The organism is Nocardia macrotermitis (genome assembly GCF_009604405.1).
In the GTDB taxonomy this organism is placed as follows: domain Bacteria; phylum Actinomycetota; class Actinomycetes; order Mycobacteriales; family Mycobacteriaceae; genus Nocardia; species Nocardia macrotermitis.
In genome coordinates this window covers 325,073-351,154 of the sequence record NZ_WEGK01000002.1, presented here as the reverse complement: position 1 = coordinate 351,154, position 26,082 = coordinate 325,073, and the positions used below count along the sequence as shown (strand labels likewise).

At 67.2% G+C, this 26,082-nt stretch carries 26 protein-coding genes; 12 read left to right on the top strand and 14 right to left on the bottom strand.

Annotated features, from left to right (window positions below; genetic code table 11):
* Positions 1-46 precede the first annotated feature (46 nt).
* Positions 47-733: a copper chaperone PCu(A)C gene (locus NRB20_RS05375; protein ID WP_319944500.1), complete on the bottom strand. Its 687-nt coding sequence runs from the start codon at positions 731-733 to the stop codon at positions 47-49.
* Positions 734-1,015: 282 nt separating this feature from the next.
* On the opposite strand from NRB20_RS05375, the gene carD reads away from it, so the two are divergent.
* The 6 genes from carD (at position 1,016) to NRB20_RS05345 (ending at position 5,648) form a co-directional block, all read left to right on the top strand.
* Positions 1,016-1,504 carry an RNA polymerase-binding transcription factor CarD gene (gene carD / locus NRB20_RS05370; protein WP_019931623.1) on the top strand — a complete coding sequence of 163 codons (489 nt, stop codon included), beginning with the start codon at positions 1,016-1,018 and terminating at the stop codon, positions 1,502-1,504.
* Between the two features lie 11 nt (positions 1,505-1,515).
* Positions 1,516-2,274, top strand: a complete 759-nt coding sequence (ispD, locus tag NRB20_RS05365) for a 2-C-methyl-D-erythritol 4-phosphate cytidylyltransferase (RefSeq protein WP_319944499.1) — start codon at positions 1,516-1,518, stop codon at positions 2,272-2,274.
* Between the two features lie 14 nt (positions 2,275-2,288).
* Entirely contained in the window at positions 2,289-2,756 is a 468-nt protein-coding gene (gene ispF / locus NRB20_RS05360) for a 2-C-methyl-D-erythritol 2,4-cyclodiphosphate synthase (RefSeq protein ID WP_153408689.1), read from the top strand.
* A gap of 89 nt (positions 2,757-2,845) precedes the next feature.
* The gene (gene cysS, locus NRB20_RS05355; RefSeq protein WP_319944498.1) at positions 2,846-4,252 is read left to right on the top strand and encodes a cysteine--tRNA ligase; all 1,407 of its coding nucleotides are present in this window, start codon (positions 2,846-2,848) and stop codon (positions 4,250-4,252) included.
* Entirely contained in the window at positions 4,252-5,226 is a 975-nt protein-coding gene (gene rlmB, locus NRB20_RS05350; protein ID WP_153408084.1) for a 23S rRNA (guanosine(2251)-2'-O)-methyltransferase RlmB, read from the top strand. The genes cysS and rlmB overlap by 1 nt, the downstream gene beginning before the upstream one ends.
* Positions 5,227-5,345: 119 nt before the next feature.
* Positions 5,346-5,648, top strand: a complete 303-nt coding sequence (locus NRB20_RS05345) for a DUF4190 domain-containing protein (RefSeq protein WP_153408687.1) — start codon at positions 5,346-5,348, stop codon at positions 5,646-5,648.
* Between the two features lie 78 nt (positions 5,649-5,726).
* On the opposite strand, the gene NRB20_RS05340 is transcribed toward NRB20_RS05345, so the two are convergent.
* Complete coding sequence (locus NRB20_RS05340; RefSeq protein ID WP_153408083.1) at positions 5,727-6,536, bottom strand: enoyl-CoA hydratase/isomerase family protein; 810 nt, start codon at positions 6,534-6,536, stop codon at positions 5,727-5,729.
* A gap of 291 nt (positions 6,537-6,827) precedes the next feature.
* On the opposite strand from NRB20_RS05340, the gene NRB20_RS05335 reads away from it, so the two are divergent.
* From NRB20_RS05335 to NRB20_RS05325, 3 genes are all read left to right on the top strand, one after another.
* Complete coding sequence (locus NRB20_RS05335; protein WP_319944497.1) at positions 6,828-7,568, top strand: alpha/beta fold hydrolase; 741 nt, start codon at positions 6,828-6,830, stop codon at positions 7,566-7,568.
* 369 nt (positions 7,569-7,937) lie between these two features.
* Complete coding sequence (locus NRB20_RS05330; protein WP_153408082.1) at positions 7,938-9,110, top strand: acyl-CoA dehydrogenase family protein; 1,173 nt, start codon at positions 7,938-7,940, stop codon at positions 9,108-9,110.
* A gap of 35 nt (positions 9,111-9,145) precedes the next feature.
* Positions 9,146-9,460, top strand: a complete 315-nt coding sequence (locus NRB20_RS05325; protein ID WP_153408081.1) for an antibiotic biosynthesis monooxygenase family protein — start codon at positions 9,146-9,148, stop codon at positions 9,458-9,460.
* 88 nt (positions 9,461-9,548) lie between these two features.
* On the opposite strand, the gene NRB20_RS05320 is transcribed toward NRB20_RS05325, so the two are convergent.
* Together NRB20_RS05320 and NRB20_RS05315 are read right to left on the bottom strand one after the other, a co-directional pair.
* Positions 9,549-10,397: an ABC transporter permease subunit gene (locus NRB20_RS05320; protein WP_153408080.1), complete on the bottom strand. Its 849-nt coding sequence runs from the start codon at positions 10,395-10,397 to the stop codon at positions 9,549-9,551.
* Positions 10,398-10,453: 56 nt separating this feature from the next.
* Entirely contained in the window at positions 10,454-11,371 is a 918-nt protein-coding gene (locus tag NRB20_RS05315) for an ABC transporter ATP-binding protein (RefSeq protein WP_153408079.1), read from the bottom strand.
* A gap of 126 nt (positions 11,372-11,497) precedes the next feature.
* Here NRB20_RS05315 and NRB20_RS05310 point away from each other — a divergent pair, with 126 nt between their 5' ends.
* The 3 genes from NRB20_RS05310 to NRB20_RS05300 all read left to right on the top strand — a co-directional run bounded on the left by NRB20_RS05310 (position 11,498) and on the right by NRB20_RS05300 (position 14,646).
* Positions 11,498-12,694 carry a sensor histidine kinase gene (locus tag NRB20_RS05310; RefSeq protein WP_319944496.1) on the top strand — a complete coding sequence of 399 codons (1,197 nt, stop codon included), beginning with the start codon at positions 11,498-11,500 and terminating at the stop codon, positions 12,692-12,694.
* Between the two features lie 398 nt (positions 12,695-13,092).
* Positions 13,093-13,770: a response regulator transcription factor gene (locus tag NRB20_RS05305; RefSeq protein WP_153408078.1), complete on the top strand. Its 678-nt coding sequence runs from the start codon at positions 13,093-13,095 to the stop codon at positions 13,768-13,770.
* An 81-nt stretch (positions 13,771-13,851) separates the two neighbouring features.
* Complete coding sequence (locus NRB20_RS05300; protein ID WP_153408077.1) at positions 13,852-14,646, top strand: LLM class flavin-dependent oxidoreductase; 795 nt, start codon at positions 13,852-13,854, stop codon at positions 14,644-14,646.
* 318 nt (positions 14,647-14,964) lie between these two features.
* On the opposite strand, the gene NRB20_RS05295 is transcribed toward NRB20_RS05300, so the two are convergent.
* The 10 genes from NRB20_RS05295 to panD all read right to left on the bottom strand — a co-directional run bounded on the left by NRB20_RS05295 (position 14,965) and on the right by panD (position 26,069).
* Positions 14,965-15,828, bottom strand: coding sequence for a TrmH family RNA methyltransferase (locus tag NRB20_RS05295; RefSeq protein WP_319944495.1), 864 nt, complete (start codon positions 15,826-15,828; stop codon positions 14,965-14,967).
* 117 nt (positions 15,829-15,945) lie between these two features.
* Positions 15,946-16,725 (bottom strand): phytanoyl-CoA dioxygenase family protein, encoded by a 780-nt coding sequence (locus tag NRB20_RS05290; RefSeq protein WP_153408076.1) that lies wholly within the window; start codon positions 16,723-16,725, stop codon positions 15,946-15,948.
* 278 nt (positions 16,726-17,003) lie between these two features.
* Entirely contained in the window at positions 17,004-19,544 is a 2,541-nt protein-coding gene (locus NRB20_RS05285; protein WP_153408075.1) for an ATP-dependent Clp protease ATP-binding subunit, read from the bottom strand.
* Between the two features lie 677 nt (positions 19,545-20,221).
* Positions 20,222-20,845: an FHA domain-containing protein gene (locus NRB20_RS05280; RefSeq protein WP_406603782.1), complete on the bottom strand. Its 624-nt coding sequence runs from the start codon at positions 20,843-20,845 to the stop codon at positions 20,222-20,224.
* Between the two features lie 234 nt (positions 20,846-21,079).
* Positions 21,080-21,448: a histone-like nucleoid-structuring protein Lsr2 gene (locus tag NRB20_RS05275; protein WP_153408074.1), complete on the bottom strand. Its 369-nt coding sequence runs from the start codon at positions 21,446-21,448 to the stop codon at positions 21,080-21,082.
* Positions 21,449-21,564: 116 nt separating this feature from the next.
* Positions 21,565-23,031, bottom strand: coding sequence for a lysine--tRNA ligase (gene lysS, locus NRB20_RS05270; protein ID WP_153408679.1), 1,467 nt, complete (start codon positions 23,029-23,031; stop codon positions 21,565-21,567).
* A gap of 242 nt (positions 23,032-23,273) precedes the next feature.
* On the bottom strand, positions 23,274-23,696 hold the full coding sequence (locus NRB20_RS05265) for a rhodanese-like domain-containing protein (protein ID WP_153408677.1): 423 nt from the start codon (positions 23,694-23,696) through the stop codon (positions 23,274-23,276).
* A gap of 10 nt (positions 23,697-23,706) precedes the next feature.
* Positions 23,707-24,417 carry a cupin domain-containing protein gene (locus NRB20_RS05260; protein WP_153408073.1) on the bottom strand — a complete coding sequence of 237 codons (711 nt, stop codon included), beginning with the start codon at positions 24,415-24,417 and terminating at the stop codon, positions 23,707-23,709.
* A 226-nt stretch (positions 24,418-24,643) separates the two neighbouring features.
* The gene (locus tag NRB20_RS05255; RefSeq protein ID WP_153408072.1) at positions 24,644-25,462 is read right to left on the bottom strand and encodes a type III pantothenate kinase; all 819 of its coding nucleotides are present in this window, start codon (positions 25,460-25,462) and stop codon (positions 24,644-24,646) included.
* 187 nt (positions 25,463-25,649) lie between these two features.
* Positions 25,650-26,069, bottom strand: a complete 420-nt coding sequence (gene panD, locus NRB20_RS05250; RefSeq protein ID WP_153408071.1) for an aspartate 1-decarboxylase — start codon at positions 26,067-26,069, stop codon at positions 25,650-25,652.
* Between the last annotated feature and the right edge of the window lie 13 nt (positions 26,070-26,082).

Here is a 26,082-nt window from a genome sequence, read left to right as displayed (position 1 = left end):
CTCCGACAGTATTTTCCGGCCTCCGCTCCGCGGGGTGCCCGACGCGTCAGCCCGCGGCGTGCGGAGAACTGCCGCCGTCGACCGGGACGTTCACCAGCACGGTTCCGGCGTTCTTGAAGTTGAACGTCACCGGGTAGGTCGGGCCGGGGGTGATGTCCTTGGTCAGACCGGAGATCTCGACCACGATCGGCTCGGCCGCACCGGAGGTCTCCTTGCCGTCGGCGGCTGCCGCGGCGGAGGTGGTCGGCGCGGCCGCGGTGGTGCTCGACGCCGCGGCGCTGCTCGACGGCGCACTGCTGGTCGACGTGGCCGGCGCGCTGACCTGCACGGCTCCGGGCCCACCCGCGACGACGGCCCGGCCCGGATCCAGCGTGACACCGGCCGGAGTGATCTTGATGGTGCCCAGGTCGGTGGTGATGCTGCTGAGCTCGTCGGCCTGGGCCGCACCGAAGTTGACCGCGCTGAACGCGAGCAGCGCCTTACCGCCCTTGGCATTGGTGTACTGCTCGGACTGCGGCAGCAGAATGCGCACGTCGCGCAGCGCCACGTTGCCGATATCGGCAGTGTTGCCGTTCACCGCGGACACCTGCCGGGCGGTCTGCGCGATCTGGCCGGAGCTGCACCCCGACAGCGCGAGTGCGGCACCCGCGGCCAGCGCGGCAACTGCAACAGCACTGCGACGCACGGCACGGCGGCGCGCCTCGGACGCTGAGGTGGCTTTCAGGGCAGTCACGGGTTGTCCTCCATGTCGACCGGGCTCACTCCACGATGCAGAGTAGTAGTACGGAGCGTAATAGTTGTCCGGGCACGCGGATCGACGGCCCCCCGAGCGATCCGCCCGGTACCCCCGCCGCGCCGACACCCGCACGTAACCCGTTCTGGCACAACAAGATGCACAACGATTTACTTCTGTCAACCCCCAGCGCTCCGCTGTTGTGGCCCTGACCTGCGTCGTTGATCGCGCCGTTATCGAGTCGCATGTTAAACTGTGAGCATCGAAAGGGGCACGGGACACATGATTTTCAAGGTCGGAGACACCGTCGTTTACCCCCACCACGGAGCGGCGCTGATCGAAGCAATCGAGACTCGCACCATCAAGGGTGTGCAGAAGGAGTATCTGGTCCTCAAGGTCGCTCAGGGCGATCTCACCGTACGGGTTCCCGCCGAGAATGCCGAATACGTCGGCGTTCGTGACGTCGTGGGCCAGGAGGGTCTCGATCGAGTCTTCCAGGTGCTGCGTGCGCCGCATACGGAGGAGCCGACGAACTGGTCTCGGCGTTACAAGGCCAACCTGGAGAAGCTCGCCTCCGGCGATGTGAACAAGGTGGCCGAGGTCGTGCGTGATCTCTGGCGGCGCGAACAGGACCGCGGCCTGTCCGCCGGCGAGAAGCGGATGCTCGCCAAGGCTCGTCAGATCCTCGTCGGTGAACTCGCCCTTGCCGAGGGCACCGATGATGTCAAGGCCGAGACCCTGCTCGACGAGGTTCTCGCAGCGGCTTCCTGACCGTGAACCAGGTGCACGACACGAGTCGTGTCGTGGCGTTGGTGCCTGCCGCCGGTCGGGGTGTTCGCCTGGGTGAGTCCATGCCCAAGGCGTTCGTCCCGGTCGGCGGCTGCCCCATGCTCACACTCGCCATCGACGGTTTGATCGCGTCCGGGGTCGTGGACCACATCGTGATCGCCGCGCCCGCCGAACTCATCGGCGAGGCGCGAGTTCTGCTCGGCCACCGCGCCGACCCGGCATGCCCCGTGCCGGTCAGCGTGGTTCCCGGCGGCGCGGAACGGACCGATTCGGTGCGTGCCGGCATCGCCGCCGCGCCGCGGGCCACCCACTTCCTCGTGCACGACGCCGCACGCGCGCTGACGCCACCGTCGCTCATCGCGCGGGTGGTGGCCGAGTTGACCTCCGGCTGCCCGGCCGTGGTGCCGGGTCTGCCCGTCACCGACACGATCAAATCCGTCGACTCCGACGGCACCGTGACCGGCACCCCCGATCGCGCGGTGCTGCGCGCGATCCAGACGCCCCAGGGCTTCCACGCGGATCTGCTGCGCGCGGCGTACGCCGCCGGGATGCGGGCGACCGACGACGCGGGCCTGGTCGAGGCGTTCGGCGCGCAGGTGCGCGTGATTCCGGGCGATCCGATGGCTTTCAAGATCACCACCCCGCTCGATCTGCGGCTGGCCCGCACCCTGCTCGCCGAGCGCGACACTCCCGGGCCCGGCCTCGATATCGCATCGATCACAACTCCGGCTTCGTCCGAGGTCGCGCGATGACCGACGTGACCGCCATGCGCGTGGGGATCGGCACCGATGTGCATCCGATCGAGCCCGGCCGTCCCTGCTGGATGGCCGGACTGCTGTTCGAGGGTGAGAGCGGTTGCGCGGGGCATTCCGACGGTGACGTCGGCGCGCACGCGCTGTGCGACGCCCTGCTCTCGGCCGCCGGGCTCGGCGATGTGGGCGCGGTCTTCGGCGTCGGCCGCCCCGAATGGGCCGGGGTATCGGGTGCGGACATGCTGCGCGAGGTCCGGCGGCTGCTGGACGAGGCCGGCTACACCATCGTCAACGCGGCTCTACAGATCATTGGCAATCGTCCCAAGATCGGACCTCGGCGTAGCGAGGCGCAACAGGTCCTGGGAGAATTGCTCGGTGCACCGGTTTCGGTGTCCGGCACGACCACCGACGGTCTGGGACTCACCGGCCGCGGCGAGGGTGTCGCGGCGGTCGCCACCGCATTGCTGTGTTGTTGCGGCTGATTCGCCGCATCCCTGAGCTGCCGGATGTCCCGTTCCCGGCGCCCGCCCTGTACCTTACGCAAAATCCCTGAACAGTAGGATGGCTGGTCGTGACTCTGCGCCTGTTCGACACCGCGACGCGGACCCTGCGTGATTTCACGCCTCTGGTCCCCGGCCGAGCGTCGATATATCTGTGTGGCGCGACCGTCCAGGGCGAACCGCATATCGGACACGTCCGCAGCGGCGTCGCGTTCGACGTCCTGCGCCGCTGGCTGGCCGCGGGCGGATTCGACGTGGCTTTCGTGCGAAATGTCACCGATATCGACGACAAGATCCTGAACAAGGCCGCCGCCGCGGGCCGCCCCTGGTGGGAATGGGCCGCCACCCACGAACGCGCCTTCGACCGCGCCTATGCCGCGCTCGGGGTGCTGCCGCCGTCGGTGGAGCCGCGCGCGACCGGGCACATCACCCAGATGGTCGAGATGATGGAGCGGTTGATCGAACGCGGTCACGCCTACGCCTCGGCCGGGAACGTCTATTTCGATGTGCGCAGTTATCCCGAATACGGCGCGTTGTCCGGACACAAACTCGACGACGTGCACCAGGGCGAGAGCGCGGGCGAGGGTAAACGCGATCCGCGCGATTTCACGCTCTGGAAGGCCGCCAAACCCGGCGAGCCGACCTGGCCCTCGCCGTGGGGTCCGGGGCGCCCGGGCTGGCATCTGGAATGCTCCGCGATGGCCGGTTTCTATCTCGGACCGGAATTCGATATCCATTGCGGCGGAATGGATCTGGTTTTCCCGCATCACGAGAACGAAATCGCCCAATCCCGTGCCGCCGGTGACGGTTTCGCGCGCTACTGGCTGCACAACGGCTGGGTGACCATGGGCGGGGAGAAGATGTCCAAATCCCTGGGCAACACCCTGGCCGTGCCGAACGTACTGGAACATGTTCGGGCCGTGGAACTTCGGTTCTATCTGGGCAGTGCGCACTACAGCTCGATGCTGGAATATTCCGACCAGGCGTTGCGGGATGCGGCCCAGACCTATCAGCGGCTCGAGGCGTTCGTGCGCCGGGCCACCGAACGACTCGGTGAGATTCCGGTCGGAAAATGGACCGACGCGTTCGCCGAGGCGCTCGACGACAATCTCGGAATTCCCAAGGCGCTGGCCGAAATTCACCGCGTCGTGCACGAGGGCAACAAGGCGCTGGAATCCGGCGCCACCGATACCGCCCGCGAGGCCGCCGGACAGGTGCGCGCCATGCTCGGCATCCTCGGCGTGGATCCGCTGGATCCGCACTGGTCCGGGCCGCGCGACAGTTCGTCGGCGAACGACGCGCTGGAGGTGCTGGTGAGCGCCGAACTCGACCGTCGGCAGCGGGCCCGCGCGACGAAGGACTGGTCCGAGGCCGATGCCGTGCGCGATCGACTGCACGCGGCGGGCGTCGAGGTCACCGATACACCCGACGGCCCGGAATGGTCGCTGGTTTCACCGACGGCACGAAAGGCGAACTGATGGCAGGCAATTCGCAACGGCGTGGCGCGGTGCGCAAGAGCGGCACCAAGAAGGGACAGGTCGCCGGTTCCGGCGGGAAGCGTCGCCGTGGGCTCGAGGGCCGCGGCGCGACCCCGCCCGCGACCGAACGCAAATACCATCCCGCCGCCAAGCGCGCCGCCGCGGCGGCCAAGGCCGCCAACAAGACTCGCGGTGGTTCCACCGCGAGCCGGGTCGCCGGACGTCGCAATGCCGACGGCCCCGAACTCGTGCTCGGCCGCAATCCGGTGGTGGAGTGCCTGCGCGCCGGTGTGCCGGCGACGGCGCTGTACGTCGCGGTGGGCACCGAGAACGACGAAAGGCTCACCGCCTCGGTGAAACTCGCCGCCGACGCCGGGATCTCGATCCTGGAGGTGCCGCGCAGCGACCTGGATCGCATGAGCTCCAACGGATTACACCAGGGCATGGCGTTGCAGGTGCCGCCGTACCGGTATGTGCATCCGGACGATCTGCTCGAATCCGCCCGTGGCTCCGGCGAACCCGCGCTGTTGGTCGCGCTGGACAACATCTCCGATCCGCGCAATCTCGGCGCGGTGATCCGCTCGGTGGCCGCGTTCGGCGGGCACGGTGTGGTGATCCCGCAGCGGCGCAGCGCGAGCGTCACGGCGGTGGCGTGGCGGACCAGTGCCGGGGCCGCGGCCCGGCTGCCCGTCGCGCGCGCGACGAATCTGACTCGCACGCTGAAGGATTGGGCCTCGACCGGCGTGCAGATCGTCGGGCTGGACGCGGGCGGGGACACCCTCCTGGACGAATTCGACGGCAGCACACCGACAGTCGTGGTGGTCGGCTCGGAGGGCAAGGGCCTGTCCCGGCTGGTGCGCGAGACCTGCGACGAGATCCTGAGCATTCCGATGGCCGGGCCCGTCGAATCGCTGAACGCCTCGGTCGCGGCGGGTGTGGTGCTGGCCGATATCGCACGTCAGCGGCGGTCCTGACGGAGCCGAATCGGCCCGTCCCGGAGCGGTTTTCTGCTCGCGGCCGGGCCGGGCCATGTGAATTGGCGCGCGTCCGGCCGATGAAACGGCCCGCGTCACCGTAGACTTGACCGGTGGCCATGTGGAATCAGCCGCCCTATTGGGAGGGAGAGCTGCCCGATCAGATCGGGCAGCCCGTCGAGCATCCGCACGCAACGACGGTGCTCCTACTCGGGGCGCTGAGCATATTCTGTTGCGGCGCACTGGGTCCGGTGGCGTGGGTGCTGGGCAAGCAGGCGCTCAGTCAGATCGAACGCTCCGGCGGTCAGCTCGGCGGACGCTCGCAGGTACTCATCGGATACGTGCTCGGCGTCGTCGGGACGGTGCTGATGGTGCTGGTGGCGATCGTGTTCCTGCTGATGGTGCTCGGCGGACGCGCCTGACCGACGCGCCGACCGCACTGCTGCCAGCCGGCATTCGCACTCGCACGAATCAGCTCCGCAACCGCCGCGGGATCAGGGTCAGTCGAGCCCGGGGCGTTGCGGCTCGGACGGGACCTCCCACGCGGGCCATTCGCCGCTGATGCTGCCGGTCCATCGAGGCGGGCGGCGATCGCGGAATGCGGCCATTCCCTCGCCACCGTCGATGCTCTGTGCGACATAGCCGTTCAGCTCGGTCTCCATCCGGCCGACGGCCTCCTGGGTCATCCCCAGGCCCTCCCACAGCAGCCGCTTGGACAGTGCCGCGGGAAGCGGTGCGGATCCGCCCGCGATGTCGTGCGCGACGGACATCGCCGTGGGCAGCACCTCCCCGGCATGCAGGCAGCCGTTGGCCAGGCCCATGGCCTTGGCCTCCTCGCCGTCGAAGGTGCGGCCGGTGAGCATGATGTCGGCGGCGTTGGCCATGCCGACCAGCCGGGGCAGCGTCCAGTGCGCGTAACCGTCGGCCAGCACCGCGCGCCGGACCTGATTGAGCCCGTACACCGCGTCGCGCGCCATGTACCGCAGATCGCATTGCAGGGCCAGGGCCAGGCCGATGCCGACCGCATGGCCGTTGACCGCCGCGATCACCGGTTTGCGCACCCGCCAGGGCGGCGGATCGAGCGTCGCGCTGACCTCGCCGACCCGATGCGACAGATCCGCGCCCGCGCAGAACGCCGGCGGGGTGCCGGTGAGGACGACCGCGCGGATCGCGTCCTCGATATCGCAGCGGTGCAGCGCCGCGCTGAGTGCCTCGGTCATCGTCGGGGTCATCGCGTTCTGCTGCGCCGGACGGTTGAGCGTGAGCACCGCGACGCCGCCGGAAACATCGACGTGCAGTTCCGAACTCATGCATTGTCCTTCCGGCGCGAGCGGGCCCGTCGCGACACGACCGTCGCAGGTGTACCCGACCGCAATGTCTTTCCCGCACAGCCCGGCATTTGTTACGCAACGCTGCCGACCGGACGTGCTGTGTACCTACCGCGCGAGCCGATCCACATCCGCCCGCGCGTGCGAGATCATCCTAGGACACGGCCCCGACACGCCGTCGAGCGTCGGTGAACTGCGCCCATTTCGGACATATTCCGATACTTCGATCGACCGGCCGGGGCGTGCGACCGGGACGTCCGTAGGGTCGGGTCGGTGGTGATCGACGAGGGTGGCGCGGGTGTGCCGATTCTGCTGTTGCACGGGCTGATGGGGAGTGCGCGGACGTGGGACGGGCAGGTGGAGTGGTTGCGGGCGTTCGGGCGGGTGTTCACCTTCGACGCGGCCGGGCACGGGCGGGCCGCCCTCCCGGAGTTGAGCACCGAGGCGTTCGTCGCGGATCTGGCGGCGGCCACCGCGCGGATCGGGGAGCCGATGGTGGTGATCGGGCATTCCATGGGCGGGTTGCACGGGTGGATGTTCGCCGCGGCGTATCCCGAACGGGTGCGGGCGCTGGTGGTCGAGGATATGGCGCCGGATTTCCGGGGGCGGACCGCGCAGGACTGGGCGCGGATGATCGAGGCGTGGCCGCAGCCGTTCCCGGACGCGGACGCGGTGCTGAATTTCTTCGGTCCGGTCGCGGGGCGCTACTTCCTGCGGGCGTTCACGCACGGCCCCGACGGTTACCGATTGCACGGTGCGGTAACGACTTTCCGCGATATCTCCGAGGAGTGGGGCACCCGGGATTTCTGGGCGCAGTGGGATGCCGTACGGGTTCCGGCCCTGCTGATCGAGGGTGAGCACACCATCACCCCGGCCGGTCAGATGCGTCGTATGGCCGAGCGGCCGGGCACGCGGCACGTCGTCGTGCCCGATGCGGGACACCTCGTCCACGACGATCAACCCGCCGCGTATCGCGCCGAAGTCAGTCGCTTCCTCACCGAGGTTCTGGCCTGAGCGGTCGTCGAGGCCCCGACCTGAGTGGTCACCAACGCCCCGACCTGACCTGAACAGCCGACAAGACTCCAACCTGAGCAGTCGACGACGTCGCAACCTAATCCGTCGACGAAGTGCTGACCCGACGTGACCGGTCGTCGAGGTCCTGACCCGAACGGTCGCCGAAGTCCCAACCTCAGCGGTCGACGGAATCCTGGCTTGACCTGAGCAGTCGCTGAGGTCCTGAGCTGAACGGTCGCTGCGCCCGACGGGGCCAGTTGAGCCCGTGAGCTGCGGTGATATGCGTCTTCGGAGTTGATGGCGGCTGCCGTCAGTCCGGGGGCGGGTGCACCGTATGCTCGTCGCAGGCCAACGAACGAAGGTGATCCGATGATCGATTTCTCGATTCCCGCCGACCTCGCCGCCGAACGTGATCGGGTGCGGCAGTTCGTCATCGACAAGATCGTTCCGTACGAGCGCGATCCCCGGCTGACCTCGCACGGGCCGACCGACGAGCTGCGGCAGGAGCTGGTGGAGCTGGCGCGGGCGGAGAAATTGCTGACCGTGCAGGCCCCGGTCGAGCTGGGCGGACGCGGACTCACCCACGTCGAGCAGGCCGTGCTGTACGAGGCGGCGGGCTGGTCCACGCTCGGGCCGGTGGCGATGAACTGCGCGGCGCCCGACGAGGGCAATATGTTCCTGCTGTCCAAGGTCGCGAACCCGGAGCAGATCGACCGGTACCTGATGCCGGTGATCACCGGGCAACAGCGGTCGGTGTTCGCGATGACCGAGCCGGGCGGGGCGGGATCGGATCCCGGGCAGCTGAGCACCAGCGCCACCTTCGACGGTGAGAATTTCGTCGTCAACGGCCGCAAATGGCTGATCACCGGCGCGGACGGGGCCAAGACCTGGATCATCATGGCGCGGCTCGAGGCCAATCCGCATCTGCCCGAGGGGCCGACGCTGTTCCTCACCGAAGGTGATACTCCCGGCATCGTCATCGAGCGCACGATGAACACCATGGACCGCAACTACGTCGGCGGGCACGGTGTGGTGCGGTTCGAAAACCTCACGCTGCCAAAGGAATCCGTCCTCGGCGAGACCGGCCAGGCGCTGCGGTACGCGCAGTTGCGACTGGCCCCGGCCCGCCTCACGCACTGCATGCGCTGGCTGGGCGCGGCCGAACGCGCGCAGAGCATCGCGGTCGAGCACGCGCGCACCCGCACCGCCTTCGGCAAGCCCATCGGCGAGCACGAGGGGGTGTCGTTCCTGTTGGCGGACAACGAGATCGCGCTGCACCAGTGCCGCCTGACCATCTGGCACGCCTGCTGGCTGATGGACAACGGCCACAAGGCGCGGCACGAGAGTTCGATCGCCAAATCCAGTGTGTCCGAAGAACTTTTCAAGGTCGCGGACCGCTGTGTGCAGGTGCTCGGCGGGATCGGCATCAGCGACGAGACGGTGGTGGAGATGATCTTCCGGGATATGCGTGCCTTCCGGCTCTACGACGGCCCGACAGAGGTGCACAAGTGGGCGATCGGGCGGCAGGTGCTGCGGGGCTGAGCAGGGTGTCGGGGTAGGCGCGCTAGGGTCGGCTCATGGCTGTTGTGAAGATCAATGCAATCGAGGTTCCCGAGGGCGCGGGCCCGGAACTGGAGAAGCGGTTCGCCGGGCGGGCGCACGCGGTGGAGAACTCGCCGGGCTTCCTCGGGTTCCAGCTGCTCCGGCCGATCTCCGGGGACAACCGGTACTTCGTTGTCACGCAGTGGGATTCGAACGAATCCTTCGAGGCGTGGCGGGACGGTCCGGCGCGGGAGGCGCACGCGGGTGATCCGTCGCGCAAGCCGGTCGCGTCCGGCGCTTCGCTGCTGGAGTTCGAGGTAGTGCTCGACGTCACGGCCAAGTCCGAGTAGTTCTGCCGAACAGTTTCCGCTGATCAACGCGGTTCGAGCTCCCGGCGGGTAAGCCGGGAGCCGAACCGCATCCGGCGCGACGTCCGCGTCAGGCCATGTCCCGGCGACGCAGCGTCCAGATCATCGCGACCGTGAAGACGACGACGTACACCGCGAGAACCACGAAAGACGCTGGGCGCGAAAGGGTATCGAGCACACCCGGAGTGGACGCCCCCGAGACCGTGCGCATCGCACCGGCGAGCGAACCGGCCGCGGTGCCGGGCAGATGATCGGTGATCACCCGGATCGGCGAGAAGATCGCCGCCACCCCGCGCAACAGATTCTCCACCACCAGCACCCAGACCAGGCCCAGGCCGACCGCCAGGGCCGGACCGCGGGCCAGTACGCCGATCAGCGCACCCGCCAACGTCCACATCCCGAGAATCACTGTGCCCGTGACGATTCCGAGCAATGCCCGCCCGGCCCCCGGCAGCGCCGGCGACTGATGCTGCATCGCGCCGATGATCGCGGCCACACCGGTGTCGACCACGAACGCACTCAGCACCAGCGCGACCACGACGACCGCCAGCGCCAGCACCGTCCCACCGGCCACCCGGGTGCGTGACGGCCCCTGGGTGAACACGGTTTTCCAAGTGCCCCAACCGTATCCGCTGCCCGTCACCAGCGCGCCCAGCACCAGCATCAGCGCACCGCCGAACATCGCCATGCCCTGCGTGAACACCTCGGGCACCGCGGCGGGCAGCATCTGTTGCAGCAGAATCTCCCGGGGCTGCCCGTTGGACATGCGGCTCGACGAACCCGTGGTGTAGGCGAGATAGTTGAACAGATAGGCGAAGACCAGGTTGAGCACGAGCCAGGTGCTCAACAGGATCCAGAAGGCGGGCCAGCGTCGCAGACGGGCGAATTCGGCTCGGGTACAGGCGATTACGTCATTCATGAGAGATTCTCCGGATTGATGGTCTCGAACAGCGGGAGCAGCCGCCGACACCCCGGTCACGACGCCTGCTCCAGATTCGTCAGCTCGAAGAACACGTCCTCGAGCGAACGTTCGTCGGTGCGCAGTTCCAGCAGGTCCGCGCCGGACCCGACGACCGCACGCGCCACCTCGGCAGCCATTGCCGTACCGGCATCGACTCTGATGCCGTTGGCGGTCAGCAGTGCGGTGCGTCCGCCCAACACGGCGCGGACCGCCGGGAAGGCCAGCTCCACCGGTTCGGCTCGCAGGAAAAGCGTTGCGGTGCCGCGCAATTCGCTCACCGTGGCTTCGGTGAGCAGACGGCCCTGCGAGATGACGCCGACGCGGTCGCAGATCTCCTGCACTTCGCTGAGCAGGTGTGAGGACAGCACGACGGTGTGCCCGTCGGCGGCGAGTCCGGTGATGAGCTCGCGCATCTCGGCCATTCCGGCCGGATCGAGCCCGTTGGTGGGTTCGTCGAGGATCAGCAGGTCCGGATGTCCGAGCAGCGCCGCGGCGACCCCGAGACGCTGTTTCATCCCCAGCGAATAGGCGCGGAACCGGTCGTCACCCCGCCCGGCCAGCCCGACCCGATCGAGCGCCTCCTCGGCATCATCGCTGGTACAGCCCCGATACCGGGCCAGCACCCGCAGATTCTCCCGCCCGGACAGGTACGGATAGAACCCCGGCCCCTCGATCAGCACCCCGATCCGACGCAGCGCGCCGGGATCACCCGGCTCCCGCCCCAACACCCGCGCGCGCCCCGATGTCGGCCGGATCAACCCCACCAGCATGCGCAACGTGGTCGTCTTCCCGGCCCCGTTCGGCCCGAGAAACCCATAGATCTGCCCTGCCCCGACGGTCATACCAACCCCGTCGACAGCGATATGCGCGCCATAACTTTTCGTCAGCGCCTCGGTACGAACAACCGCCACGCCGGATTCCGATTCGTTCATACACCGAGAATCCGCCCCCGACCGGCCCTCATACATCCGCCGCCGAGCGCGACCCGGCATACGTATCTGGACGTAATTCGCCTTGTGGGAGGTCCGGAACGGGGGTTGCGGCGTTACGGTTCGGGTGTGGAAGCGCGGATGCGGGGCAGGGGCAAGGTGGTGTTGCCTGCGGTTGTTGCGGCCGTCGTGCAGGTGGGGGCGGGCGGGCAGGCGAATGCGCATTGGCATGGGAGCGGGGCTCGGGCGCTGGATGTGCTGGGGTATGTGTTGTTGCTGGTGGGGCCGGGGTTGTTGTTGCTGCGGCGCGCGTATCCGCGGGCGGTGTTCTATGCGGTGCTGGGGGTGACGCTGGCGTATCTGGCGTTGGGGTACGGGTACGGGCCGGTCTTTCTGGCGTTGGTGATCGCGTTCCTCGCTGCGGGGCACCGGGGGTCGCGCTGGTACACCTATCCGGTCGTGCCGCTGGGGTATCTGCTGATGGTGTGGCCCGCGCCGTTGGTTCGGGGGCATCCGACCAACTATTGGCAGATCGTCGGGCTGTTCGCCTGGCTGTCGGTGCTGGTGGCGCTGGCCGAGGGGATCCGGCAGCGGCGGGCGGTGGTGATCGCGCGATGGCAGCGGGCCGAGGCGGCGCAGCGCAACGAGCAGGCCGAGCGGGCCCGAGCGGAGGCCGAACGGGAGCAGCGTGCCACCCGGGAGCGGCTGGCGATCGCGCGCGAGCTGCATGATGTTCTCGCACACAGCCTTTCGCTGATCAACGTGCAGTCCTCGGTAGCCTTGGAACTGCTGGATCGCAAACCGGAACAGGCCGCGACCGCGTTGGCCGCGATCAAATCCGCCAGCCGCGACGCCCTGGGCGAGGTGCACGCACTGCTGCAATCCATTCGCGCGGGCACGGAAACCGTTGCGGCGCCGACGAGTCCGGCCGTGCGCATCGGCGATCCGGACGCACTGCTCGCCCCCGCTCGCACCGCGGGCCTGGACGTGCGGACCGAGGTCACCGGCGATCCCGTACGCCTACCCGCCGTCCTGGACGTGGCCGCGGCCCGGATCGTGCAGGAATCACTGACCAACGTCCTGCGACACGCCCCGGGCGCGAGTGCCGTTGTCGGCGTGCACTATTCCCCCACCGAACTAACCCTCACCATCGAGAACACCGCGCCCACGAATACTCCACAACCATCCACAACCCCGGGCGGAAACGGCATCCCCGGCATGATCGAGCGAGCCCACGCCCTCAATGGCACCCTGTCCGCAAACCCGTTACCCACCAACGGATTCCGAGTCACCGCACATCTACCGATTCCCCAGGAGACTCGATGAACCCCGCAACGCACGGCGTTCGAATTCACACGGCCGACGATCAGGTATCGATAGCAGACGGATTCCGCGACACCGCGCGTCTCCCGATTCCCCAGGAAACCCGATGAATCCGGCACCACACGGCGTTCGAATCCGCACGGCCGACGATCAGGTATCGATAGCAGACGGATTCCGCGACACCGCGCGTCTCCCGATTCCCCAGGAAACCCGATGAATCCGGCACCACACGGCGTTCGAATCCGCACGGCCGAGGATCGGGCATCGGCACCAGCAGGATTCTTCACAGCACCGCCCGCCCAGCAGGGTAGCAACGAGGCCGGTGCCGGTGATTCCGGTATTCGACCGTGCGCCAATGTATTTCGCGTCAACCGACGAACATTCGTTCTCCAGGAGCCCCGATGAGCCCTACAGCGCACGATATTCGAGTTCTGGTGGCCGATGATCAGGCTCTGGTGCGGGGCGGGTTCGTCGCGTTGCTGGACGCACAGGATGGCATTCACGTTGTGGGGGAAGCGGATAACGGGGAGCAGGCGGTGCGGATGGCTCGGGAATTGCGGCCCGATGTGGTATTGATGGATATCCGGATGCCGGTATTGGACGGGTTGGCGGCCACTCGCGCCATTGCGGCCGACGCCGATCTGGGGGCGGTGAAGGTGGTGGTGCTGACGACGTTCGAGTTGGACGAGTACGTGTTCGAGGCAATGCGTTCGGGCGCAACGGGTTTCCTGGTCAAACATACCGAACCGGCGGATCTGGTCCGGGCGGTGCGGGTGGTGGCCGAGGGAGATGCGCTGTTGTCCCCCAGCGTGACTCGCCGTCTGGTCGCCGAATTCGCCTCGCGCGCGAAGCCCGCACCCGCGACCGAACTCACCGAGCTGACCGATCGCGAACGCGAGGTGATGACGCTGGTCGCCGAGGGCCTGACCAATGCCGAAATCGCCGGACGCCTGTTCATGAGCCCGGCCACCGCCCGCACCCACGTCAGCCGAATCCTGTTGAAACTCAACGCACGTGACCGCACCCAACTGGTCGTGATGGCCTACGAATCGGGCCTGGTCCGACCGGGCTGGCAGTGACACCGATCGATGCGAGCGGGAATGATTCCCGCTCGCCGAAAGCTGTTCGAAAGTGACAACACTCACCCTTCAGGAGTCTCGATGAGCATACGATTCGGCACGATGCAGGCACCGGGTTCGGCCGCGGCCTGGCTCGAAACCGCCAGAACCGCCGAGCGACAGGGCTATCACACCCTGCTGATGCCCGACACACTGCGCACCGCGTCGCCCTTCCCGGCTCTCGCCGCCGCCGCGGCGGTGACCACCACCCTGCGGGTGCGCCCGAACGTCATCGCGGCGCCGCTGCGCACCGCAGCGGTCGCCGTGCGGGAAATCGCCGCGCTGCAACAACTTTCCGACGGCCGCTTCGAACTGGGTATCGGCATCGGCCGCCCCGACGCGGTGCAGGAGGCCGAAAAGCTGGGTCAGCCGGGCGGTTCGGCGTCCGAGCGCCGCGCCCACCTGATCGATATCGTGACCGCCGTCCGCGCCGAGGTCGATCCCGCGCCACCGGTCATGATCGCGGCCTCCGGCCCCCGCATGCTCGCCGCCGCCGGGCGGATCGCCGACCGCGTGCTGCCCGCCCTACAGCCGACCGCCACCGAGAAGGACCTGGCCGCCATCATCGCCACCGTGCGCGAGAACGCCGATCGCCCGGTCGCCTTCACCGGCCAACTGATCGGCATCGGCGACCAGCTGGCCCCGCCGCCCGGCAACTGGCAGATCCCGACCGCCGCCGAACTCCGCGAACTGGGCTCGGTCGGACTCCTGCCCGCCGACCCCGCCGAGGCCGCCGCCGTTCTCGAACACCGCCGCGACACCTACGGCATCGATGAGGTGATCGTCCCGGGAGCCCTGGCCGAAGCCTTCCAACCCATCCTCGACCGCCTGCGCTGAAACGTCCCGGGACGGTCGCTGACCGGCGCAACGCTACCGCCGCACATCTGCCGCCATCCGCCCCGTCAGTTCGAGCAAGGATGCGGCATCGCCGATCGGCAATGCTTCCCCCACCAAACTGCGGATCGTTCAGACCGCGGATCGTTCGGCCGCATCAGCGCGAGCACTGCCGTCGGCAGCGTCCAACTGCCGGTCGATTACTGCCGAACGGTCCGACGCTGCCGAACCGCTTCGCACAGCAATGCTCCCCACCAGACCACGGATCGTTCCGCATCAACGCGAGCACTACCGCCGGCAGCGTCCGACTGCCGATCCCGACTACCGCTGCACAATCCGACGCTGCCGATCGGCTTCGTACAGCAGCACCGATCCCGCGGTGGCGGCGTTGAGGCTGCTCGCGCCGCCGCCGATCGGGATGCGCACGATATCGTCGCAGACGTCCCGCCAACGCGCGCTCAGGCCGCTGGTCTCGTTGCCGATGACGATCAGGCGCGGCCCGGTCAGGTCGTAGTCGGCGATATCGGCGGTGCCGTGTTCGTCGGTGCCGACGATGCGCACCGGGACCCCCGCCCGCTGCCGCGCCCGCACCCAGTCCGCCACCTCGTCGGTGGACCGGGCCCGCACCACCGGCAGGCTGAACAGCGATCCGGTGCTGGCCCGCACCGCTTTCGGATCGTAGATATCCGCGGCATGCCCGGTGACCACGACGGCGGACGCACCGAAGGCATCGGCCGATCGGATCAGCGTGCCGACATTCCCCGGACTGGTCGGCCGATCGAAGACGATCCCGAAAAAGTCCGTCCCACAAGGGATCCGGTCGAAATCATCGGGCCGGATCGCACCCACCGCGAGCAACTCCGGCTCCCCCGACCCGCGCTCCCCCAACTCGGCCAGCAACTCCGGCGCGACATCGACGACCTCCGCGGCACCGTCCGCGATGATCCCGCGCGCCCACTCCGACAACTGCCTGCCCTCGGGCCGCAGCAGACTCTCGAACCGCCACCCGTTCGCCGCCGCCAGCGTGATCGGCCGCACCCCCTGAATCAGGAACGCCCCGGCCCGCTGCCGCTTGTTCCGATTCGTCAGCAACGCCTCCCACTGCTGAAACCTGGCATTCCTGACGGTGACCTTCAGCGGTTCGGCCTTTCTCGTCCGGGGTCCGGACGTCGCCGGGCCGCTCACATGACAACCGACCACAGTACCGGCCACGCGGCATCGGCCGTCGAACGGTTCACCGGGAAGACGGACCGGACGTCGAGATCACTTGCCGCGCACCATCATCGGGCCCGTCGACACGATTCAGCGAGCGCTGCCTTCGAGTCCCAGTCGAATCGCGCGCTCGAGCGGCGTGTACCTGCCGTCCGGCCGGTCCAGCACACAGGGCTCGCGCAGGACCAACGGCGGCTGGGCCATGAATTTCGGTCGCCCGGTCAGATTCGGCTGCGCCGCATGCACGAGGAAAGGATGACACAGGTACACATCCCCGGCCTGCCCGGTGGCGAGCGCCTGAGGCAGATCGTCGGTAGCGGCGTATACATCCAGCATCTCGCGCATCCTGAGGCCCCTCTCGCCGTGCGGCGCCAGCACCGGCGGCAGCCGCAGATGCGAACCGACTCTGATCCTGGTCGGCGCATCGTCGAAGTCCACATCGGAGAACAGGAACAGCATCAGCAAGGCGCGACCGCGAGTGCGGAGGTTGAGCCGCCAGGTCATGTAGTCGTTCGGATCGTCGCCGAAACTCGCGTCCACGTGCCAGCCGTCGTCCCCGGACGGCGTCAGGCTCGGAAATCGAATCGGCCACCCGCCCAAACTGTTTCGCGGCACCCACTGCTCCGGCCCGATGAGCTGATCGAATGCCTCATGCAGCGCACGAGCATTCACCGCCACCCGGAACGGCTCCTGCGGGAAGTCCCCCAGCCGGACCACCGGCTCGACCCAGGTCGACCGATCATCGGGATCGTAACCCGTTGCCCGCCAGAGTATCTCCCGCCCCGCCTCGGCGATCTCGCCCGAGAAGACCTGGTCCACCCGCACGAATCCATCCGTCACGAATGCCGCGATCTCGGTCTCGGTGAGCATGAGAACCTTTCGTCGCACGTCACCGACAACCATGAACGAACCCCCACCACCCCGCAACCGTTTTTCGGTCCGAGCGCTGACTCGAAGCACGAGCGAACAACATCGACGGAAAGCACGCCGCAAGTGTTTCCACCACAGCGCCGCGGGACAGCCAACCACGTCACGCGGGCCGACGCCACCAGGGCAATCCGGCCATTCGGACGGCCACCTCACATGCGACCGACATACGCAACGGCCCCCTCCCGACAACTCGGGAAGGGGCCGTGACGGTTCTGCTCTTACTCTCCGGAAGCCGCCGCCGACTCACCGGCGAGCGCTGCCACCGGCTCCTCCTCGGCAGGCTTGGCGGGCTTCGGGCGACCGGCGAAGGTGAACTTCGCGTCCTCGCCCTGCCCCTCGCCGTCCCAACCCTCGACGTCGACCGAGATGATCTGGCCGGGGCCGATCTCGCCGAAGAGGATCTTCTCCGACAGCTGATCCTCGATCTCGCGCTGGATGGTCCGACGCAGCGGGCGGGCGCCCAGCACCGGATCGAAACCACGCTTGGCCAGCAGGGACTTGGCCTGCTCGGACAGCTCGATCTCCATGTCCTTGTTCCGCAGCTGAGTGGCGACGCGGTTGATCATCAGGTCCACCATCTCGACGATCTGCTCGGTGGTGAGCTGGTGGAAGACGATCACGTCATCGATGCGGTTCAGGAACTCGGGGCGGAAGTGCTTCTTGAGCTCGTCGTTGACCTTGAGCTTCATCCGCTCGTAGTTCGAGCCCTCGCTGTTGCTCGCCGCGAAGCCCAGGCCGACGGCCTTCGAGATATCCGAAGTACCCAGGTTCGAGGTGAAGATCAGCACGGTGTTCTTGAAGTCGACCGTGCGACCCTGACCGTCGGTGAGGCGGCCGTCCTCCAGGACCTGCAACAGGGTGTTGTAGATCTCCTGGTGGGCCTTCTCGATCTCGTCGAACAGCACCACCGAGAACGGCTTGCGGCGCACCTTCTCGGTGAGCTGGCCGCCCTCCTCGTAGCCGACGTAGCCCGGAGGGGCACCGAACAGCCGCGAGGCGGTGAAGCGGTCGTGGAACTCGCCCATGTCGATCTGGATGAGCGCGTCGTCCTCGCCGAACAGGAAGTTCGCCAGCGCCTTGGACAGCTCGGTCTTACCGACACCGGACGGACCGGCGAAGATGAACGAGCCCGAGGGACGCTTCGGATCCTTCAGACCGGCGCGAGTGCGGCGGATGGCCTTGGAGACGGCCTTGACCGCGTCCTCCTGGCCGATGATCCGCTTGTGCAGCTCGTCCTCCATGCGGAGCAGACGGGTGGTCTCCTCCTCGGTGAGCTTGAACACCGGGATACCGGTCCAGTTGGCCAGCACCTCCGCGATCTGCTCGTCGTCGACCTCGGCCACGACGTCCAGATCGCCCGAGCGCCACTGCTTTTCGCGATCGGCGCGCTTGGCGACGAGCTGCTTCTCCTTGTCGCGCAGGCGCGCGGCCTTCTCGAAGTCCTGCGCGTCGATGGCGCTTTCCTTCTCCCGGCGCGCATCGGCGATCTTGTCGTCGAATTCGCGCAGGTCCGGCGGTGCGGTCATGCGACGGATGCGCATCCGGGCGCCGGCCTCGTCGATCAGGTCGATCGCCTTGTCCGGCAGGAACCGGTCGTTGATGTAGCGATCGGCCAGCGTCGCGGCCGCGACCAGCGCGGAGTCGGTGATCGAGACGCGGTGGTGCGCCTCGTACCGGTCGCGCAGGCCCTTGAGGATGTTGATGGTGTGCTCGACGGTCGGCTCGCCCACCTGCACCGGCTGGAACCGGCGCTCCAGGGCGGCGTCCTTCTCGATGTACTTGCGGTACTCGTCGAGGGTGGTCGCGCCGATGGTCTGCAACTCGCCGCGGGCCAGCTTGGGCTTGAGGATCGAGGCCGCGTCGATGGCGCCCTCGGCCGCGCCCGCACCGACCAGCGTGTGCAGCTCGTCGATGAACAGGATGATGTCGCCGCGGGTGTTGATCTCCTTGAGCACCTTCTTCAGGCGCTCCTCGAAATCACCGCGGTAGCGGCTGCCCGCGACCAGGGAACCCAGGTCGAGGGTGTACAGCTGCTTGTCCTTGAGCGTCTCGGGGACCTCGCCGTTGACGATGGCCTGGGCCAGGCCCTCCACGACGGCGGTCTTACCGACGCCGGGCTCACCGATCAGCACCGGGTTGTTCTTGGTGCGGCGGGACAGCACCTGCATGACCCGCTCGATCTCTTTGGCACGACCGATGACCGGGTCGAGCTTGCCCTCGAGCGCGGCCTGGGTCAGGTTGCGACCGAACTGGTCGAGCACCAGCGAGGTGGACGGGGTGCCCGACTCGCCGCGCGAGCCCGACTCCACCGGCTCCTTGCCCTGGTAACCCGAGAGCAGCTGGATGACCTGCTGACGCACCCGGTTCAGGTCGGCGCCCAGCTTGACCAGCACCTGGGCCGCGACGCCCTCGCCCTCACGAATCAGGCCGAGCAGAATGTGCTCGGTACCGATGTAGTTGTGGCCGAGTTGCAGCGCCTCGCGCAGACTCAGCTCCAGCACCTTCTTGGCCCGCGGGGTGAACGGGATGTGCCCGGACGGGGCCTGCTGACCCTGACCGATGATCTCCTCGACCTGGCTGCGCACACCCTCGAGGGAGATGCCGAGCGACTCGAGCGACTTGGCCGCGACACCCTCACCCTCGTGAATCAGACCCAGCAGGATGTGCTCGGTACCGATGTAGTTGTGGTTGAGCATCCGGGCCTCTTCCTGGGCCAGGACAACGACACGCCTCGCGCGGTCGGTGAACCTCTCGAACATCGCTCCCTCACTCTCCTGCTCCGACATTCCGGCATCCGGCGCTTCAGACGACTGAGCGCAAGCCTGCCATGAAGCCCTGGGGTTGCCTCCCCCGCCTCTACTCTAGTTGGCCGGGGTCGCGGGCGTCGTCCGTCCACCCTATTGCGAACGTCCGACAACTCGACTCATTCATGCATAACGCGAGGCCCCCCGTAATCGTTTCCACCCCAACTATGCCCACAGCGAACACAAGCTGTGTCTTTGGCCTCCGCTCCGCTCCGGCAGGTTTTCGGCGCCCATGTGGCTCGTCGTTCACCCCTCGAGACTCGGCCTCCGGCCATGCGCTGTGTCTTTGGCCTCCGCTTCGCTGCGGCAGGTTTTCGGCGCCCGTGTGGCTCGTCGTTCACCCCTCGAGACTCGGCCTCCGGCCATGCGCTGTGTCTTTGGCCTCCGCTTCGCTGCGGCAGGTTTTCGGCGCCCGTGTGGCTCGTCGTTCACCCCTCGAGACTCGGCCTCCGGCCATGCGCTTCGAGGGCTGAACGACGAGCCGCGCCGAAAACCCTTGGAGCTGGCCTTGTTGAGCCTTTCGCTTCGCGGGCAACTCCCAGCGGAACGGAGACGATTCGCCGCTGGGCACGTCGGTTGTCGTGTTCGGGCGGACGCTAGCGGAGGCCGAGGTTCGCTAGCCGGGGCCGAAGTTACAGGTCTCGGTCGGCGATGATGCCGCTCTGGATGGCCAGGCCCGCGAGGCGCACGCGCTTCTGGTTCTGGGGCAGGTCCTCTACGCCGAACTTCGAAAACAGTGTGCGCAGATGGGTTTTGATGGCGTCGACGCTCAGGAACAGTTCGTCGGCGATCTGCTGGTTCGAGGCGGGGGTGGCGAATCCGGCGTTGTTCTTGTAGGGGCGGCACAGCGCGATCAGCACCGAGCGTTGGGTATCGGTCAGTGAGCGCAGGGTCGGGAACGAGCCCGAGGAGATGCGCGTCGCGTCGTCGGGGGTGCCGCTGTAGTCGTGGAAGGACACCAGCGAGGTGCCCACCCGGATCCGGTCCCCCGCGGCGAGGCGACGCCGCCCCGCCAGCCGTTCACCGTTGACGAAAGTGCCGTTGCGAGAAAGGCCGTCGTCGACGATCGTCCACTGCGCGCCCAGATACTCGACCGCGGCGTGCAGCCGCGAGACCTCCGCGTCCCAGGACAGCGTCAGATCCGCCTGTGGCGAACGACCGATGGTCACGCGCTCCTGGTCGGGACTGAGCGTCAACTCCTGCTGACGCCCCGTGTCGTCGGCGAAGCGCAGGAATGATCCCCGAAAACCGCTCACCGCGACGACACCTCGGTCCTCGGAAGCAACGACGTATTCTGCACAGTTTCCATGGTGCCGCGCCCTCCCGACGCGAGCAAGATCGTATAGCGGATCCCCGCGCAACTCGGGTCACCGGTCATATCCGATATGCATGAAAATGCCGCCGCGCTCCGGATGTCGCACGATTCCTCCGGACCGCGGCGGCACAACACAATGGGAACAACCTTCTCGGCTCCCCGGTGGCCGACCCTACTAGTTGGCGCGGCCGACTTCCTTGTTGTACGCGTCGGTAATTTCCGCGGAGATACGACCGCGCGCGGAGACCTTGTGACCCTTGCGCCGCGCCCATTCACGAATTGCCGCGCTCTGCTCGCGATCCATCGACACGCGGCTCTTCGGCGCGCCGGTGCTCACGCTGGCAGTCTTGCCCCCACGCCGACGACCACTCACCCGACGGGCGCTCGAGACCCAGGTTTCCAAACCGTCGCGCAGCTTCGTCGCGTTGGTCGTGGACAAGTCGATCTCGTATGAAACACCGTCGATCGCAAACTCGATGGTCTCATCCGCGATGGACTCCCCGTCGACATCGTCGATGAGACTAACGGTGACCTTCTTTGCCATGAGATGAACGTCCTCTCGAAATCGTGCGACCCGCATGTTAGGCCGATACCCGAGTCGAGAATACCTCGAATTCGGAAATTTCCAAGCCGGGGTCACAGGAATGAATCCGGCAACGCTCAGCGGGCCGCCGGACGAACAATTGGGAACAGTATCGTTTCGCGGATTCCGAGTCCCGTCAACGCCATCAGCAAGCGATCGATTCCCATACCCGTTCCGGTGGTCGGCGGCATACCGTGTTCCATCGCGTCGAGGAAGTCCTCGTCCAAGCGCATCGCCTCGTCGTCACCGGCCGCGGCCAATCTGGCCTGATCGATGAACCGCTCGCGCTGAATGACCGGATCCACGAGTTCGGAATAGCCCGTTGCCAACTCGAAGCCGCGAACGTACAGATCCCACTTCTCGGTCACGCCCGGCTTGCTGCGATGCTGCCGGGTCAGCGGGGAGGTCTCCACCGGGAAGTCGCGCACGAAAGTCGGCGCGTACAGCTTGTCGCCGTAGACGTGCTCCCACAGTTCCTCGACGAGTTTGCCGTGCCCGTAGCCCTTGTCCTGCGGAATTTCCAGACCGACCCGTTCGGCCAGCGCGAGCAATTCCGGTACGGTCGTTTCCGGAGTGACCGGCACACCGAGTGAGTCGGACAGCGACGGGTACATCTCCACGGTGTTCCACTCGCCGCTCAGATCGTATTCGGTGCCGTCGGCCAAGGTCACCACCTGCGTCCCGAACACCTCCTGGGCGACCTCCTGGATCAATTCCCGCATCATCCGCGCGGAATCGTCGTAGGTGCCGTACGCCTCGTAGGTTTCCAACATCGCGAACTCGGGGGAATGCGTGGAATCCGCGCCCTCGTTGCGGAAGTTGCGGTTGACCTCGAAGACCTTCTCGATACCGCCGACCACGCAGCGCTTGAGGAACAGCTCCGGCGCGATACGCAGGTAGAGATCGATATCCAGGGCATTGGAATGGGTGACGAACGGCCGCGCCGCCGCACCGCCGTGCAGGGTCTGCAGCATCGGCGTCTCGACCTCGAGAAAACCCCTGTGCTCCAATGCATTTCGCACCGCGCGCACAACCTGCACGCGGGTGCGCGCCATTTCCCGGGCCTCCGGGCGGATGATCAGATCCACATAACGCTGCCGGACCCGCGACTCCTCGCTCATCTCCTTGTGCGCGACCGGCAGCGGGCGCAACGACTTCGCCGCCATCGACCAGGAATCGGCCATGACGCTCAATTCGCCGGTGCGCGAAGAGATCACCTCGCCGTGCACGAATACGAAGTCGCCCAGATCCACACCGGACTTCCAGGCCGCGAGCGCGTCCGCGCCGACGCCGTTCAGGCTGATCATCGCCTGCAACTTGGTGCCGTCGCCCTCCTGGAGGGTGGCGAAACACAGCTTGCCGGTATTACGCACGAATATGACGCGCCCGGCGATGCCGACCGTCAGACCCGTCTGGGTATCGGCTTCCAACTCGGGATACGCGGCCCGAATTTCCGCGAGCGTATGCGTGCGCGGCACCACCACCGGATACGGCTGCACACCTTGTTCGAGCAGCCGCTCGCGCTTGTCCCGGCGAATCCGCATCTGCTCGGGGACATCGACTTCCGCTGCGGCAGGACGGGTTTGCGACGCGGCTTTCGAGCCCGCGGCGCGACCGGATGACGGGGTGTTCGGGGTGCTCACAGCACATACCCTAGCGTGCCTGGTAAATCGTTCGACGCGCCGCCTGTGAACGCACACGAACGACCGTGCCGGAAAGGTGATATTCCGGGCATCCGGCCGAAATCTATTGCGCCGGTCCGCCGTTCGTCCGGGGAACGGGAGAATTACAGCGAGACGAGTGCACCGACCTCACGGCTGAAGTGCGTCGCTCCCGCCGCCACCGACAACAGTCCGGCCGCCTTCAGCGCCTGATATCCGCCCACCAGATCGGTGGCCCGGCGCAATCCGAGACGTTGCAGCGAGGCCGCGGCCAGGCTCGAGGTATAGCCCTCCGAGCACACGATGATCCATTCCACGTCGTGGTCGGCGGCCAGCGCCAAGCGGGCCGCACTGGTCGGATCCAGTCGCCATTCCAGCACGTTGCGTTCGATCACCAGCGCGCCCGGCAGGGTGCCTTCCCGGCCGCGCTGCGCCTGCGGCCGGATATCGACCAGCAGTGCGCCGCGTTCGACGGCCTGCGGCAATTCGAACGCGTAGATCCGCGTCAACTGGGCGCGGGCCTCGTCCAGCATGTCGTCGATCGTCAGATGGGTCATTTCACATCGCCTTCGGGGTATGTGTGGCCGGGCCCGGATTCGACGACAGCAGATCACCGGTGGCTGTTCCGGTGTCGGGCTTCGGCTCGGGCTCGGGTTCGTCGGTGAGTACGGTCCGGGTGCGGCGCAGCGTGCCGTGACCGGTGACCTCGTAGTAGGACATGGCGGTGAGCGGTGGGGAGTACGCGTGCACGGACAACGTCGGATCCATCGGTCCGAGTTCGTCTTTCGCGCCGACGACGGGCTCGGGCGCGCGCACGACGTCGTGCACCCAGCCCAGCGGGAACGACGCCTGATCGCCCGCGCTCAGCGTGCGCTCGCGCAATTCCCTTCCGTTCCAACGGAATTCGGACAACGCGCCGCTGAGCACGGTGAGCGCGCCGAGCGATCCGGCATGATCGTGCAGTTCGGTGTAACGGTCCGGGACCCAGCTGATCAACCAGACGTCGACCTCGTCGTCGGCGAGCAGCCTTGTGGCCCAGCGGTTTTCGGTGGGCCAGACGCCGCCCGCCGGGAACAGGTGATCGTATCGGCCCGCCAGCACGTCCTCGGCGCCCTCATCGGTCAGGCGCAGCAGATCGGCCGGACGCAACCGGGTGGGCAGCGCCGAGGCCACGGCCCGATCGGTGACATCGGTGGACAACCGCGAACCACCGGCCGAGAAATGCGAGGGGACGACGCGTGCGGGACGGGTGATACCTGCGGAACGCATGAGGGAGGCTCCAGGAGAAGTGGCGGTCGGGGGCGGATACGAAGCCCCGACATCAGCCGAGGCGAATCAGCCTCGACAACACTCCTGGATGCTCACGCGGTGGGACACGAGCGCAATAGTAACAGCGGATCGCGCGGGCGCACACCGGCGTGTGGTCCACGCAACAGACATCGAGTGGCCACCACAACGAACGCCGGGTGACCGGTGCGACGGCACAGCGGCCCGCCTACCGGTACGGCCGGGGACGCGCCGAACCGCCCGTACGCTGCTGGTTGCGCTCGTAGACCAGGCGCAGGCCCTGGTGCGTGAGATGCGGTTCGTGATGTTCGATGGTCTCCGATTCCGGCACGATCAGCGGCGCGCTCGGCCCGGTCGCGACGATCGCGACGTCATCTCCGGCGAAGGCGTCGACTTCGTCGCGGATCCGGTCGATCAGGCCGTCGACCAGGCCCGCGAAACCGAAGATCGCGCCGGACTGCATGCATTCCATACTGTTCTTGCCGACCACCGAGCGCGGGCGCGCGAGTTCGGCCCGGCGCAGGGCCGTGCGCGCCACCAACGCCTCGGTGGAGATCTCCACACCGGGCGCGATACTGCCGCCGAGGAACTCCCCCTTGGCCGACACCAGATCCACACACACCGCACTCCCGAAATCGACCACGATCGCGGGAGAATTGAAACGTTGATATGCCGCAAGACAATTCACGATGCGGTCCGCGCCGACCTCCTTGGGATTGTCGACCAGCAGCGGAATTCCCGTGCGCACACCGGGTTCCACCAACACGTGCGGCAGATGTTCCCAGTACCGGCTCATCATCTCGCGCAATTCGCGCAGCACCGGCGGCACCGTCGAGAGCGCCGAAACACCCACGACCTGCTCGATCTGATCCCCGACCAGGCCGCGCACCTGCATCGCGAATTCGTCCGCGGTCAACAGCGGATTGGTGTGCGTACGCCACGTCCGCACCAGGCTCGCGTGTTCACCGCTGCCGGAGAACAACCCGATCTCGATACTGGTGTTGCGCACATCGATCGTCAGCAACATGCGGTGCCCCGACCCTTCTCTTACGTCATACGATTGTTCGTGGGCGTGACTCACCCTGGGCCCCAGGGCAATTCACCGTCACATCGACCGGCTCCCGACGAAGACCGGCCGCGGCGGTCCACATCCGCCGAATGCGCTTCGGCCCGAAGTGATTTCGGATCCAACCGCACGGGCCGGGCGGAGCGGACTAAACGCTGCTCAGCGAGCGCGGGGAGGTCAGGCCCGAACCTTCGGGGGCGTGGGCGGGGTCGGTGCCCAGTTCCACGGGACGGTTGTGTTCGTCGACGAAGACCACGCGGGGGGCGTACTCACGCAGTTCGGCCTCGTCCATCATGCCGTAGGCGATGAGGATGACCAGATCGCCCGGGTGGACGAGATGCGCTGCGGCGCCGTTGATTCCGATGACGCCGGAACCGCGTTCGCCGGTGATCACATAGGTTTCCAGGCGGGCCCCGTTGGTGATGTCGACGATGCAGACCTGCTCGCCCTCGAGCAGATCCGCGGCCTCCATCAGGTCGGGGTCCACGGTCACCGAGCCGACATAGTTCAGGTCGGCCTGGGTCACCGTGGCGCGGTGGATCTTCGACTTCATCATGGTGCGCAACATCGTGGTGGTCTTC

Excerpts from the sequence above, each read along its gene's own strand:
- carD (WP_019931623.1), top strand. The coding sequence starts at position 1,016 with ATGATTTTCAAGGTCGGAGACACCGTCGTTTACCCCCACCACGGAGCG.
- ispF (WP_153408689.1), top strand. The coding sequence starts at position 2,289 with ATGCGCGTGGGGATCGGCACCGATGTGCATCCGATCGAGCCCGGCCGT.
- rlmB (WP_153408084.1), top strand. The coding sequence starts at position 4,252 with ATGGCAGGCAATTCGCAACGGCGTGGCGCGGTGCGCAAGAGCGGCACC.
- NRB20_RS05345 (WP_153408687.1), top strand. The coding sequence starts at position 5,346 with ATGTGGAATCAGCCGCCCTATTGGGAGGGAGAGCTGCCCGATCAGATC.
- NRB20_RS05340 (WP_153408083.1), bottom strand. The coding sequence starts at position 6,536 with ATGAGTTCGGAACTGCACGTCGATGTTTCCGGCGGCGTCGCGGTGCTC.
- NRB20_RS05330 (WP_153408082.1), top strand. The coding sequence starts at position 7,938 with ATGATCGATTTCTCGATTCCCGCCGACCTCGCCGCCGAACGTGATCGG.
- NRB20_RS05325 (WP_153408081.1), top strand. The coding sequence starts at position 9,146 with ATGGCTGTTGTGAAGATCAATGCAATCGAGGTTCCCGAGGGCGCGGGC.
- NRB20_RS05320 (WP_153408080.1), bottom strand. The coding sequence starts at position 10,397 with ATGAATGACGTAATCGCCTGTACCCGAGCCGAATTCGCCCGTCTGCGA.
- NRB20_RS05315 (WP_153408079.1), bottom strand. The coding sequence starts at position 11,371 with ATGAACGAATCGGAATCCGGCGTGGCGGTTGTTCGTACCGAGGCGCTG.
- NRB20_RS05305 (WP_153408078.1), top strand. The coding sequence starts at position 13,093 with ATGAGCCCTACAGCGCACGATATTCGAGTTCTGGTGGCCGATGATCAG.
- NRB20_RS05300 (WP_153408077.1), top strand. The coding sequence starts at position 13,852 with ATGAGCATACGATTCGGCACGATGCAGGCACCGGGTTCGGCCGCGGCC.
- NRB20_RS05290 (WP_153408076.1), bottom strand. The coding sequence starts at position 16,725 with ATGCTCACCGAGACCGAGATCGCGGCATTCGTGACGGATGGATTCGTG.
- NRB20_RS05285 (WP_153408075.1), bottom strand. The coding sequence starts at position 19,544 with ATGTTCGAGAGGTTCACCGACCGCGCGAGGCGTGTCGTTGTCCTGGCC.
- NRB20_RS05275 (WP_153408074.1), bottom strand. The coding sequence starts at position 21,448 with ATGGCAAAGAAGGTCACCGTTAGTCTCATCGACGATGTCGACGGGGAG.
- lysS (WP_153408679.1), bottom strand. The coding sequence starts at position 23,031 with ATGCGGATTCGCCGGGACAAGCGCGAGCGGCTGCTCGAACAAGGTGTG.
- NRB20_RS05260 (WP_153408073.1), bottom strand. The coding sequence starts at position 24,417 with ATGCGTTCCGCAGGTATCACCCGTCCCGCACGCGTCGTCCCCTCGCAT.
- NRB20_RS05255 (WP_153408072.1), bottom strand. The coding sequence starts at position 25,462 with ATGTTGCTGACGATCGATGTGCGCAACACCAGTATCGAGATCGGGTTG.
- panD (WP_153408071.1), bottom strand. The coding sequence starts at position 26,069 with ATGTTGCGCACCATGATGAAGTCGAAGATCCACCGCGCCACGGTGACC.